This window comes from Clostridium homopropionicum DSM 5847 (assembly GCF_001263795.1).
Lineage (GTDB): Bacteria > Bacillota > Clostridia > Clostridiales > Clostridiaceae > Clostridium_H > Clostridium_H homopropionicum.
The window spans coordinates 35,693-49,153 of the sequence record NZ_LHUR01000012.1 but is presented as its reverse complement, the minus strand read 5'-3'; the positions used below and the strand labels follow the sequence as shown (position 1 = coordinate 49,153).

The window sequence follows — 13,461 nt, the reverse complement described above, 5'->3', positions numbered from 1 at the left end:
GGCAGGCACCGGAGAAAGGAGAATTGCGTCAATTCTCCTTTCTCCGGTGCCTGCCACCATTTTATTTCTCTTTAATCAAGCCTTTTCTATAGGCGATAAGCAGCATCTCTAATTCTTTAATTTGCTTTTTTAATTCTTCTCCAATATCTGTATCAGAAACTCTCTTTCTAGAGGCTACCTGTTCTAGAATTATTGTAGAAGATAATATATCCTTTTCTTCCTCTATAGCTTTTCGAATAGATTCGAAAGGTTCATGTGAGGATAAAAGCAAACCATAGGAATTGTAAATCAAAGTGTAGCCTGCAATTCCGGTTTCAGGCTGATAAGCTCTGCAGAAACCACCATCAATTACAAGCAGCTTACCATTAGCCTTTATTGGGTTTTCACCTTCCTTTGTCTTAACAGGAATATGTCCATTTATTATATGGGAAGAATCCGGATCCAGATTAAATTCTTTTAAAATATTAAAACAAACCTCATCGTCATCTCTATATTTATAATAAGGATTTTTCTTTTCCACATGAGTTTTCTTATCGCTGATAAAATATCTTTCAAAGGTAGTCATTCTGTGCTTACCAAATTCGGGAGAATCAGGACCGCACCATAAATACCAGACCATATCCATTGCGAATTTTTTTTCTTCGGTGCCATTCTTGAAGAAGTATGCTTCACGGGTTAGAATGTCAAACTTATCTAAAAGAGCTTTGCCGCTGTAGGACTTACCTTCAAGAATCAATTCCTTAAAAGAACCATCCTCATTAAGTGGAATACATCCGTGGTATAAAAGATTAGAGTTACATACTAAGTACATGCTGCCCTTACTATATATAAATCTAATATGTCTCTGAAGCTTTTCACTATTAACAAAAGAACGTTTAAGCTTATGAATTAAGTCTTCTTCTTGTACTGTCAACTTATAAGGGTCATTTGAATCTATTGTTGGGAATAGTTTATCATTTAACTCATAAATAGTATCATTTAAATTAATAGTGCCATTTTCATAATCTATTTTATCTAATAGTAGCTGATCACTCATTAAAAATTCAGGACGGTTTTGAAGAATCTGACCTTCTAGCTTAAATTGAATAATAGCAATAGCCTTATGCATTTTTGCAATTAAAGATATTTCTTTTTTAGTTAGAGTTTTATCAATAGTTTTTGGAATAAATCTTTTACAAGTATCTTTCTCATAAACATCCATAGCAAAGGTAGCTAAAGGAAGTAGATTAATTCCATATCCATCTTCAATAGTATTTAGATTAGCATATCTCAAGGAAATTCTAAGCACATTACAAATGCAGGCTTCGTGACCGGCTGCAGCTCCCATCCATAAAACATCATGATTTCCCCACTGAATATCTACTGAATGGTGCTTCATAAGAGCTTCCATGATTATTTCAGCACCAGGGCCTCTATCATATATGTCACCTATTATGTGAAGTCTATCAACTACTAGTCTTTGAATTACTTTAGAAATCGCAGTAATAAATTCAGAAGCCCTATCTATATCAATCATTGTAGAAATAATTCCATTGTAATATTCATGCTTATTAACTGTATTGTCTTGCTCATGAAGTAATTCTTCAATTATATAGGCAAAATCCTGAGGAAGTGCTTTTCTCACCTTTGAACGGGTGTATTTTGAAGACACTAATCTGCATAATACAATTAGTCTATATAAGGTAACCTTGTACCATTCTTCTAAATTAGCTTCAGAACTCTTTATTAATTCTAATTTTTGTTCTGGATAATATATTAATGTAGCTAAATTTGCTTTTTCTCCTTCGGAAAGAGTATTTCCGAAAACATCATCTATTTTACGCTTAATAACTCCAGAGGCATTTTTAAGCATATGAATAAAGGACTCGTATTCCCCATGGATATCGCTAATAAAATGTTCAGTACTTTTAGGTAAATTCAAAATAGCCTGAAGATTAACTATCTCTGTACTGGCAGAGGATATATTTGAATACTGCTTTGAAAGAAGCTTTAAATATTTTAAATCCTTTTGTATGAGTTCTAAGTTATTCTCGTCACAGAAGGTCATGAGGGTTCCTCCTTATATAAATCATGATAAAATACTTGCATTTTTATTATACCACATATTAGTATATACGCTAAGAAGAAAAATTGTGCAATATGATAATTATTTGTGAAATAGTGTATACTAATTAAATTTTAATGTGTAAATTTTTATTGTTTTAAAAAATCTTGCTTTTGAGGTAAAATAGAGGTATCTATATTTAAAGATTAAATTCATATTGCTCTATTAAGACTAATCAATTAACAAACAAGAGGTGAGAACATTGAGTGAAACAGTTTTAATTGTTGAAGATGAAGAGAGAATGAGAAAGCTAATAAGAGATTACTTTGAGAATAGTGGTTTTTCTGTACTTGAAGCTTCAAATGGTGTTGAGGCTCTAAATTTGATTAAAGAAAATAAAGTAGATTTAATGATACTTGATATAATGATGCCTTATATGGATGGGTGGACTGTTTGTACAACTTTAAGGAAAACTTCCCAGATTCCAATAATAATGCTTACAGCAAAGGGAGAAGAAGAAGATAAACTTCTTGGTTATCAGCTTGGAGCAGATGATTATGTAACAAAACCTTTCAGTCCAAAGGTATTAGTGGCTAAAGGAAAGGCGCTGCTAAAGCGGATTGGTGCAAATAGTATAAATGAAGAAGTAAGTCTAGAAAAGGAAGAAGTAAATAGAATCTTTAAATTTAATGGTCTAAAAATAAACGAATTATCTCATATTGTAACCCTTGATGAAGAAGAAATTCTACTTACTCCAAAGGAATACGAACTTCTGGTATTTTTTGCAAAGAACAATGGAATTGCCTTCACAAGAGATCAGATATTAGATAAGGTTTGGGGAATGGACTATTATGGAGGTCCAAGAACCGTAGACACTAACATTAAAAGACTTAGAGAAAAATTAAAAGATAAAGCTGAATACATAGTAACTGTTAGAGGAAGCGGCTACAAGTTCGAGGTGAGGGAATGAAGAAAAAAATTGCAATAAAGTTATTCATAATTACCGTAATATTTTTTATTATTTTTATAACAACTCAACTATTATTTCAATCCCTTTTCTTTCAAAACTTTTATACAGATAGAAAAACAAAAATCTTAAGCAAAAATCTTGAAAGCTTTTCAAAGGACTATGTAAAAAACATTGGCAATATAGATAAAACCTTAGAAAATATAAAAAGCTTTGAAGAAAATAATAATGCTAAAATCGTAATATTAGAAAGTAATGGACTTTTAAGCTATATAACCGATGGACAAGAAATGAGAGAATCCATTAAAGTAAAAATGGTAAAGGATATTATAAGACAGTGGACATCAGACCCTGAGGCATTTAAGGATTTACAGAAAAAAGGAGAAACAGTAACCTATATATTTAATGATAGAGAATACAATATAAAAAATATTGTAACTATAGAACCTATTATATTTAACAATATCCCTGGAAAGGTTATTTTCGCTGTATCTTCTCTTCAGTCAGTGGAGGAAGCTGTTGCGGTTATGAAGGAATTTTATACCTACATATATATAGCAGCATTAGTCTTAATTGTTTTAATGTCATTTATTTATTCAAAAATTATATCTAAGCCATTAATACATTTAAATGAAAAAGCATTAAAAATGGCATCCTTGGATTTTACTGAAAAGTGCAGTGTAGAAAGTGAAGATGAAATAGGAAATCTCGGCAGAACCTTAAACTTTTTATCTGACAATCTAAGCAGTGCTTTGAAGGGTCTTCAAGATTCTAACGACAAGCTAAAAAAAGACATAGAAAAGGAAAAACAGCTTGAAGAAATGAGAAAGGAATTTGTTGCCTCAGTTTCTCATGAACTAAAAACCCCTATAAGCTTGATTGCAGGATATGCTGAGGGAATAAAGGACCATATAGTAAAAGAAGAGGACAAAGACTATTATATGGATGTAATTATTGATGAGGCTGAAAGAATGAGCTGCCTTGTATCAGATATGCTAGAGCTTTCAAGGCTTGAATCTGGAACCGTTAAAATTAATAAAGAACCTTTCTTTATTGATAAAACCATAAATAAAATAATAAAAAAACTTGAGGGAATAAAGGAAGACTATAATAAAGGAATTAAAATAGAAAAAAGTCTTGAGGAAAACCTAGAAGCCTTTGGAGAAGAAAATAAAATAGAAGAAGTAATCACAAATTTCTTAACCAATGCCCTTAGACACACTAAAGAAGAAGGTTACATTTTTGTAAGAGCAAAAGGAGATAAAGCTAAACACAATATAATAGTAGAAATAGAAAATCAGGGAGAACAAATTCCAGAGGAAGAAATAGAAAAAATATGGGACAGATTCTATAAGCTTGATAAATCAAGAAATAGAGAGGCAGGAGGTACAGGACTTGGTCTTGCCATAGTTAAGAATATACTAATACTTCATGACAGTGAGTATGGAGTAGTTAATACGGAGAGTGGAGTTAAATTCTATTTTATAATGAAAAGAAATCGCTAGTCTCTAAGCACTAATTCCTATGGATACATCTAAATCCATAGGGATTAGCTAAACCATTGGGAAATTTCCTTTCTTAATTCTTCAGTTGTAAGAAAATCTCCTTTTGAAATGTCTTGCTGTCCCTTTTTTATTTTATCTAAAACATACAATTTATACATAAATTCTTCTATATCAAATACTTCAGGAAAACTAGAAATTATATTCATAATATCTTGCTTTAAAACTTGCATTATATCACCTCCGAATCGTAATCCTTACTTTAATTATATCCTACTTACAAATAAAAATACAGGCAATACACCTATATTTTTATTTCAGGCTGTTGATAAACATATTTTGTCAATAGCCCCTTACATTTATTACAAAATGGATTTTGAATGTTTATGTAGAATTAATATCTAAGTGCTTAACTTCTGATAAAGCTAATTTTAAAACTAGCAGACCTTCGGCAAAGGTTCAGAATATGAAAAGATAGCGAAAGTGCTATCGCACTATTTTTGCTTATTTCAAGGCTATTCTCTATCTGTATTTGTGAAAGTAGATCATTTCTTAAAATGCTACGCATTAAAAATTTATAAATTCAAAAACCCTATGAGTTTGCATAGAGTTTTTGAACAATCTGAATGAAAAAATCCAGGCGATTCACCTGGATTTTTTCACTACTGCATCTATTCTGACAACTTCAAACTAAGGGTTTTTGTCTTTCCATCTCTACTAATTACAACTTCAACAGTGTCTCCTGATTTATGTTTTTGCTTTAATTCATTAATTTCTTGAACAGTTTTAACTGCTTTTCCATCAAACTTAGTAATAACATCTCCAGGCATTAAACCAGCTTTTTCAGCAGGGCTGAATTCCTCGATTTGTTGAATGTACACACCTATTGGTAAATTATATTGTTTTGACAAGCTGTCATTTATATCAACTACACTAATTCCTATTTTTAATAGTGGCTTTATGAGGTTCTCTATTTTAGGTTTAACTGCATTAATTGGTATAGCAAAACCAAGACCTTCTATCTCATCGCCGCCTATTTTAGCTGAGTTAATTCCTATAACCTGACCATATATGTTTACTAAAGCTCCACCACTGTTACCAGGGTTAATAGCTGCATCTGTTTGAAGGTATTTTTGTGTTTGTCCATCAACAGCCACCTCTCTATTTACAGCACTTATTACTCCTGAAGTTACTGTACCTATAAATTGTTTTCCGAGAGGATTACCTATAGCAATGGCAGGGTCACCTGCTTCAAGAGCATCGGAATCGCCAAATTCAGCAACGGCTGGAACAGTAACCTTTTCTGTAAGCTTAATTACAGCTATGTCCATGGAAGCATCATAATTTATAAGCTTTGCAGTGATTTCCTTTCCTTCTTTTCCATCGTTAAATATTACAGTAATCTTCTTTGCACCACTAACTACATGATAGTTAGTTAGGATATATCCTTCCTCGCTGAAAATTATACCAGAACCCATACCTTCATCAGATTGAGAAACACCAAATCTATTCACACTAGAGGTAGTTGTAACAGAAACTCCAACAACAGCTGGTCCTACCTGTTTTGCAATATTAGCAACCGATAGTGGTACCGTATTTGTTGAGGTTTTAACTACATTTGAAGTATCTTTATTAGTACTTGCAGTTTTGCTTTCTGAAACAATGGTTCCATTAGCCTCTCTGCTTATAAAATACTTAATAGTACCAGCAGAAGAAACAGCTCCTCCTAAGGTTGCGGATAAAATACCAACTAAAAGATAAGAAGTTATTTTCTTACCCATACCTTTGTTATGCTTCTTATTTTCCTCTGGGTTAACCTTGCAAAAAGATTCAACATTAATGTAATCTACATTGGTAGCATTAGTGGTAGTAAGACCTTCTGAGTTATTATTTGAATCATTATTTAGATTATCATTTAAATTAAAATTATCCATATAAATTCCTCCCATTAAAAGATAGTCGCTAGGTGCTAATCACTAATCGCTAGAGTAGTTTGACTTAAACTATAGAGATTAGCGATTAGTGATTAGGGACTTCTTTAAATTATTTAACGTTTTCTTAGTATTATTCTATTCTGCTATTGTTACAATTTAATGACAGAGTTATGAATGAAATGTTAAAAAATTGGCTATGTTTTAAGAGATTGTTGATTTCGTATAATATAGAAAACAATTCTAAGTTTAGAATAACTACAGCAGCTAAAATTTCATTAACTCGCTCAGCTCAGACAAATGAAATTTCTTAACGCTTCTTTAGTTATTCTAAATAAGAATTGTAATTTCTATATTATAATGAACTCACCAATCCCAAAAATAGCTTAGGGTACTAATAGAAAGTTTTAAATGAATGTAAAAAACCAACATTCATTTAAAACAAAGCCAAAAAATTAAATGGTGGTATAATCATAGAAATTAGTGACTAGCAACTGGACACTGGCAACTGGTCACTGGTCACTAAAAAGAGAATTAATCTCCCCGCCTATTAAGATTATAACAGAGGTCAAATAAAGCCATACCATTAGAGCAATTACGGCTCCTATACTTCCATAAAGTCTGGAATAATTTGCAAAGTTATCTACATAATAAGCAAAGCCAAGAGATGCTAAAACCCATCCTATGGTGGCAAAAATTGATCCAGGTAAAGCATCTATAAAGCTTGAAGGTGTACAAGGAGTAATTTTATATATTAATGTAAAAATAAAAATCATAATCAGAAGAGCCAGAATATATCTAAGAAAATTCCATATATATATAAGTTCTAGAGACAAATTAAACCATAAGGTTAATTTTATAAGTATGAAGTTTCCAAGAACTAATAGGAAAAGTGAAAATATAATTAAGAAAGATAAAATTATAGTTGATAAAATAGAAATTACTTGAAGCTTCCAAAAGGGCCTGCATTCTTCTTCATTATAAGCTTTATTAACAGCTTTAATTACAGCATTGAAACCATTGGAAGCTATCCAGATAGTGACAATTAAACTAAAGGATAATAAATTTCCCTTCCTGGAATCGAAAATTTCTACTACCGTATCAGAAATTAGGCTATATACATTAACAGGAAGAATATTTTTTAGGCTTATTAGAACTTCTTCACTGCTAACATCACTGTAACCTGCAATAGTAAACAAAAAAATAAAAAAAGGAAATAAGGACAACAAAAGATTATAAGAAAGTTGAGAAGCCAGAGCTAAAATATCATCTTCCTTTAATTTACGGATTAAGGTAATAAAAAGATTTGCTTTTCTAGTTTTCATAAAAGTAATACCCCTTTAAAAGAAATGATACTAATAGTATATCAAAAGTAATACATAAATATTAAAACAAATCGTTAGTAGCTAATCACTAATCTCTAGCATTTATCAAAACCAATAGATACTAGGGACTAGTGATTAGCGATTTCTATAAAGAAAGATTAGGGAGTTTACTTGTGAACTAGAATATTTACCATAAATGAGTAATATCATATAAAGTGTGCAAAATACATGAAATAGATTTACATGAAAAAATAGGAAATAGTGGCAATATAATAAAATTTAATTATAGTTCTCTTGCAATTTACCTAAAAATAGTATAAAATCATTTCGATAACAAAAAAAATGAAAAAAATTTCTTATAAGTGCAAACTTTTATAAAAAATTAACGTATTAATATATGATAATGTGTTAGGGAATTAAAAAGTTGCACCAACAGGTGATAAACTTAGCAACAAAAGTAACATTTACCATATATAAAATCTATACTTTTTGTTGATATATGGGACAAAAACCTATATAATAAATATTGTATTATATTTGGTATTATAGAAAAACAGTTCAATTCCTAGAAATCTTTAATTAATAAAGAGGGAAATGGGCGTTTTTGTAGAATATAAATATAATTCTTTAAATTTTTTATTTTGGGAAGATAATGTTTACACTGCTTATTTTTATCCTTTCCAAATATAAATAATTTATTCACTAACTTAGTTATAAATTTTTAAAAAAATATATAAATCTTATAAAATGGGAGGGAACAAAAAGTGATTAAAAAGAAGATGAGTTTACTTCTAGCAGCAGTTTTAGTTGCATCAGGAGTAGGAATGGTTAAACCAGCTGCAGCAGCAGTTGCGGCACCTAAAGTAACTTATGTAGCACCAGCAATCACAATGGCTGAAGTAGGAGATGATTTCTCATTTGCTCTTCAATCAGATTATGCAGGAAAAGTTCAATATCAAATTTGGGCTCAAAATACTGCAACAAAAGCATGGTATGAATTAACTAAAGGATATACTGAATTAGTTAATGGAAAAGATCCATTTATACCTACAAATGTAAACAACTTACCAGCAGGAAGCTACAAAGCTTCAGTTTGGGTAAAAGCTGAAGGAAGCACAGCTAAATATGATTCATATGCAACAGCTAGCTTCAAAATCCAAAAAGATGGATACTTTGCTGGAAGAGCAAAGATGGACAATTTAGGATTAAAAGATACTTATACAGTAGGAGAAGCTGTAACAATAACTGGAGCTGACCAATACAAGCTTCACGTATTTGATCCTTCTGTTGCTGAAAGAGCTAAAGGCTGGACTATAGATGCAACTTATGAAACAGCTGCAGCTACTGCAGATGATTTTAAATTTGCAAAACCAGGCAAATACTTAGTAGATGTTTGGGGAAAGAAAGCTGACAGCAAAAATCTTTATGATGGCTGGACTTTAAAAGTAGTTACAGTTACAGCTTCTACTGGATTACCAGCAGCTACAGTTGTAGATGCAGACACTACTAAACTTCCAATGCAAACATTAGTACAAATTAAATTAGATACAACAACTCCAGAAAACTACAAAGTTTCTGTTGGAACAACTGCATTAGAATTAAGAACAAATGCAGCTGGAGAAAAAGTATTCATCGGAGTAGTAAATGGTACTTTAACAGCTGATCAAGTTAAAGCAGCAGTTAAGGTTGAATCAACTGCAAAAGAAACAGTTGCATTCACAGTAACTAGTGCAGATACTACTAAACTTCCAATGCAAACATTAGTACAAGTTAAATTAACTACAACAACTCCAGAAAACTACACAGTTAAAGTTGGAACAACTGCATTAGAATTAAGAACAAATGCAGCTGGAGAAAAAGTATTCATTGGAGTAGTAAATGGTACTTTAACAGTTGATCAAGTTAAAGCTCAAGTAGTAGTTCAATAGTCATAATAACTAAGGGAATTAATATTTAATTTTATAAAGAACTTAAATAATAGGAGGGAATATAAAAATGGCTAATAAAAAAGTAGTTAGCGTATTATCAACAGCAGCTATCGGAACATTAATAGCTACAGCTGTAGGTTCAACAGTATTCGCTGCAGTTGATGGATTAGTAGTAAAAAATGCAGCAGGATCATATTTAAATTATGACTTAGATGCATTAAAGGCATCAGTAGTAAACGATGCTTTAGGTCAAGCTGGAGCAGAATTATACAAAGATTTCGATGCAGCTAGAACAGCAGGTTCTATAGTATCTTACCATGATAACAAAGTAGGATTTGTAGATGCAGCAGCAGTTCAAAAAGCAGCATTAGATGCAGCTTTAGCTGGAACAAACTTTGCATTAGACACTTTCACTGAAAGTTCTACAGAAACAGTTCTTCCTGCAACAGTTTACCAAGCAACAGTAACAAATGGTAAAGTTGTAGCTGGAGCTGAAGTTAAACCTACAACTTCTGTAACTTCTGCATTAGCTGTTCAATCTGTAAGTGCTATAAATACTAATAGTCAAAGTGTAGCATTAGATAGTGCTACAAATGTTCAAGCAAATGCTACATTCAGCGTAGTTCTTGGAACAGAAGTTGATCCTGCAACAGTAGCATCAGCTAATATTAAATTATATTCAATAAGTGCAACTACTGGAGCAGCAACACAAGTTGGATTAACTGGAATAGGATTAGATACAAACGATACAACAAACAAGACAATAGTTGCAAGACCAGCAACATATTTAACTAAAGCAACTAAATATAAATTAGTAATAACTACAGGATTAAAAGATAAAGCTGGAAATGCTTTAGCAGCAAATAAAGAAGTAAGCTTTACAACAGATAGTTCATCAGTAATAGTTGCAGCAAATGGAATTACTACAACTGATACTGGATTAGCTGTTACTACTGCGCTTACAAATAGTAATGTACCTGCGAATGATTTACAAGTTAATGACTATATGACAGTTACTTACGATACAACTCTTGATGCTTCTACAGTAAACAATTCAAATGTAAGAGTTAAAGACTTGACATTAGGAACTTACATTGTATATACTCCTAGTGTTATAGGCGGAAATGCAATCAGATTAACTTGGACTGCAGCATTAACTACAGGACACCAATATCAAGTTGAAATTAACAATGTTAAAACTGCAATTGGCGATCCAGTAGCAAACAATGTAATTAAATTTGTAGCTAATGATACAGCGTTAACATTAAATGCATTAACTGCAAAAGATCTTGGAGATGATTTAACTCTTGCTGCTACAAGATTATATCCAAAAACTGCAAGCGGAATGTATGGAACTACTTACAAACAAGGTGTTGGATTTGTTTTAACATTAAATGGAAAAGCTGATCCTGCAACTGTAATAGATAGTAACATTTATTTAACACAAAAAGATAAAACAGAAAAAATCCCAGTAACAATTTCTTACAATAAAGATGAAGGAAATGCTAATAGTGTAATTAGAATAACTCCAGCTGCTGACTTAACAGAAGCAACAAATTATACATTACACATCGGAACTGGAGTAAAAACAATAGCAGGTACTGCAGTTGCAACTGAAATTACTCAAAACTTTAAAACAGCTGATCTTACAGCACCACAAATTCTTGGAGTTGATGGTATAGATACTGTTCAATCAGGAGTAGCTAATAAGATAGTAATTCACTTTAGTGAAGCAGTTGCATCAGCAACAAATGCAGATGCATTCCAAGCATTAGTTGCAAATATAACAGGTGCAGCAATTGGAAATACTAACCCTATTTCTATAACTGATTTAACTACAAATGTTGATGGAGATGCTGCAGGTATATTAAATAGAACTGAATTATCAACAGATGGAAAAGACTTGACTTTAACAGTTACACCAACAGTTACAAATAGAGCTTACAGAATCAGAATTGCAGCTAGAAATACTACAACTGCAGCTGCATACATTACAGATGCTAATAATACAACAGCAGGTGCTACATTAAATACTTCAATTCCTTCAACTTATGATGTTGTATTTACAACTGCAAAAGATAATGTTAAACCAGCAGTAACAGCAGTTACTAAAACTTCACTTGCTGGTACAGCAGTTACTTCAGGAGTTACAAATTTAGCTAATAACCAAGTATTAGTATTTAAAGTAGGAAAACAACTTGATGCTACAATGGCTAATGCAGCAGGTACTCAAGCAGTTCCAGCAGCAAATGCTAAACTAGTTAATTTAACAACAGGAGCTCAATTGACATTAAATGCAGCAGGATTAACTTTAGTTGGCCAAAATCCAGCAGGAGTAACTTACTCAACACTTACACTTACATTACCAGGTGCAGCTATAACTGAAGGTAAGTACGAATTAACACTTACTGGATTAAAAGATACAAATGGCAATGTTCAAGATGGAACATACACATTTGACTTTACAGTAGATACTACAGTTTCAGCTGTTTTAGATACAAATACTGCAACTCAATCTTATGTATATACTGCAGTGAGTGCTGATGGAATACTTGATGGAGTTGGAGATACAAAAGCTCTAATTACAAATCAAGTAGGAGTACTTGTAAATTCTCCAATATATGTAAAATTCAATGAAGTTCTTACAGGCTTAGATGCAACATCAGTTGTTCTTACTAAGGATTCTGATGGAACAGTAGTTGAAGGTGCTGTAGTAGTTGATGCTGATGGACAGGGAGTTAAATTTACTCCAGCAGCAAATCTTGCAAACAATACTGCATATAAATTAACAATTAAGAAATCAGTTGTTAAAGATAATGTTGGTAACCCATTAACAGATGATATTAATGTAAGATTTAAGACTGTAGCAGCAACTACTGTACCTACAGTAACATACAGTGTAAAAACTTACACTGCAGTAGATGATAATTCTGTTAATAGAGATACTGCTATTACATTAACATTTAATGGTGTAGCAGCAGCTGCAGCAGGTGTTAGCGGAACTTATACTTTAACTGAAGACACTGATAATAACGGAGTATTTGGTAATGCTGGAGACGCAGTTATAACAGTAAAACCTGTACTTAGCACAGATTCTAAGTCAGTAGTATTGTATCCTGATACTGCTTTAGCAGCAAGCACAAACTATCAATTAACTGTTAATAACACATTAACAGTAGATGGAGTTCAATTAAATACAAATGCACTTGCTGTTACTACTCAAACATTTAAGACTAATGCCTTAACTGATGCAACATCTACAGTTGGTGTACAATCAGCAAAATATGATTCTACTAACAAGACTTTAGTAGTTACATTTGATAGACCAGTTGATGCAGGAACTGCTGGACTTCTAGCTAACTATACAATTACTGGTGGAAATCTTGTTATAGTTGGAGCAAATGGTATTGTTAGTGGAAATACTGTAACATTTGTAGTAGATACTACAAACTCAGTTATAGTTCCAAATGTTACAACAATAGCTGCAAAAGCTGCTGCATTATATCAAACTTCAGGAGGAACATCAGCTTGTGGAACAGGCGCAGCTGTTGTTAAATAGTATAAATTATAATACTAAATAACTTCACTCCCTACTAAGGGAGTTAGGCGCTACACAAAATGTTCGGATAAATAATTATGAAAAATGAGAAGGATAGCCCAAGTGGTTATCCTTCTCATTTTTCTTCAAAAATTTAATCTGCTACGAAATACTCAAATGACAAATCTGTCATTTGAAATTATTGGGGAAGAAACATAAAGCTTAT

The 13,461-nt window shown here is 32.0% G+C and carries 8 protein-coding genes; 4 read left to right on the top strand and 4 right to left on the bottom strand.

Going from position 1 to position 13,461, the window contains the following annotated elements; translation table 11 throughout:
* Window positions 1–61: 61 nt before the first annotated feature.
* Window positions 62–2,047 (bottom strand): fructose-bisphosphatase class III, encoded by a 1,986-nt coding sequence (locus CLHOM_RS03720; RefSeq protein WP_052220348.1) that lies wholly within the window; start codon window positions 2,045–2,047, stop codon window positions 62–64.
* A 259-nt stretch (window positions 2,048–2,306) separates the two neighbouring features.
* On the opposite strand from CLHOM_RS03720, the gene CLHOM_RS03715 reads away from it, so the two are divergent.
* Window positions 2,307–3,014: a response regulator transcription factor gene (locus CLHOM_RS03715; protein WP_052220347.1), complete on the top strand. Its 708-nt coding sequence runs from the start codon at window positions 2,307–2,309 to the stop codon at window positions 3,012–3,014.
* A complete protein-coding gene (locus CLHOM_RS03710) occupies window positions 3,011–4,516 on the top strand; it encodes a sensor histidine kinase (protein WP_052220346.1) in 1,506 nt (501 codons plus the stop codon). The genes CLHOM_RS03715 and CLHOM_RS03710 overlap by 4 nt, the downstream gene beginning before the upstream one ends.
* A gap of 44 nt (window positions 4,517–4,560) precedes the next feature.
* Here CLHOM_RS03710 and CLHOM_RS18445 read toward each other — a convergent pair whose 3' ends face one another.
* From CLHOM_RS18445 to CLHOM_RS03695, 3 genes are all read right to left on the bottom strand, one after another.
* Complete coding sequence (locus CLHOM_RS18445; RefSeq protein ID WP_052220345.1) at window positions 4,561–4,746, bottom strand: hypothetical protein; 186 nt, start codon at window positions 4,744–4,746, stop codon at window positions 4,561–4,563.
* A gap of 438 nt (window positions 4,747–5,184) precedes the next feature.
* Window positions 5,185–6,447, bottom strand: coding sequence for a S1C family serine protease (locus CLHOM_RS03700; protein ID WP_052220344.1), 1,263 nt, complete (start codon window positions 6,445–6,447; stop codon window positions 5,185–5,187).
* Between the two features lie 509 nt (window positions 6,448–6,956).
* Window positions 6,957–7,769 carry a YihY/virulence factor BrkB family protein gene (locus CLHOM_RS03695; protein ID WP_052220343.1) on the bottom strand — a complete coding sequence of 271 codons (813 nt, stop codon included), beginning with the start codon at window positions 7,767–7,769 and terminating at the stop codon, window positions 6,957–6,959.
* A gap of 764 nt (window positions 7,770–8,533) precedes the next feature.
* Here CLHOM_RS03695 and CLHOM_RS03690 point away from each other — a divergent pair.
* Together CLHOM_RS03690 and CLHOM_RS03685 are read left to right on the top strand one after the other, a co-directional pair.
* A complete protein-coding gene (locus tag CLHOM_RS03690) occupies window positions 8,534–9,697 on the top strand; it encodes a hypothetical protein (RefSeq protein ID WP_052220342.1) in 1,164 nt (387 codons plus the stop codon).
* 67 nt (window positions 9,698–9,764) lie between these two features.
* Window positions 9,765–13,256: a beta strand repeat-containing protein gene (locus tag CLHOM_RS03685; protein WP_052220341.1), complete on the top strand. Its 3,492-nt coding sequence runs from the start codon at window positions 9,765–9,767 to the stop codon at window positions 13,254–13,256.
* Window positions 13,257–13,461: the final 205 nt, after the last annotated feature.

Bases quoted from the DNA above. Each gene is read 5' to 3' on its own strand.
- CLHOM_RS03720 (WP_052220348.1), bottom strand. From the start codon at position 2,047: ATGACCTTCTGTGACGAGAATAACTTAGAACTCATACAAAAGGATTTA.
- CLHOM_RS03695 (WP_052220343.1), bottom strand. From the start codon at position 7,769: ATGAAAACTAGAAAAGCAAATCTTTTTATTACCTTAATCCGTAAATTA.
- CLHOM_RS03710 (WP_052220346.1), top strand. From the start codon at position 3,011: ATGAAGAAAAAAATTGCAATAAAGTTATTCATAATTACCGTAATATTT.
- CLHOM_RS03700 (WP_052220344.1), bottom strand. From the start codon at position 6,447: ATGGATAATTTTAATTTAAATGATAATCTAAATAATGATTCAAATAAT.
- CLHOM_RS03685 (WP_052220341.1), top strand. From the start codon at position 9,765: ATGGCTAATAAAAAAGTAGTTAGCGTATTATCAACAGCAGCTATCGGA.
- CLHOM_RS18445 (WP_052220345.1), bottom strand. From the start codon at position 4,746: ATGCAAGTTTTAAAGCAAGATATTATGAATATAATTTCTAGTTTTCCT.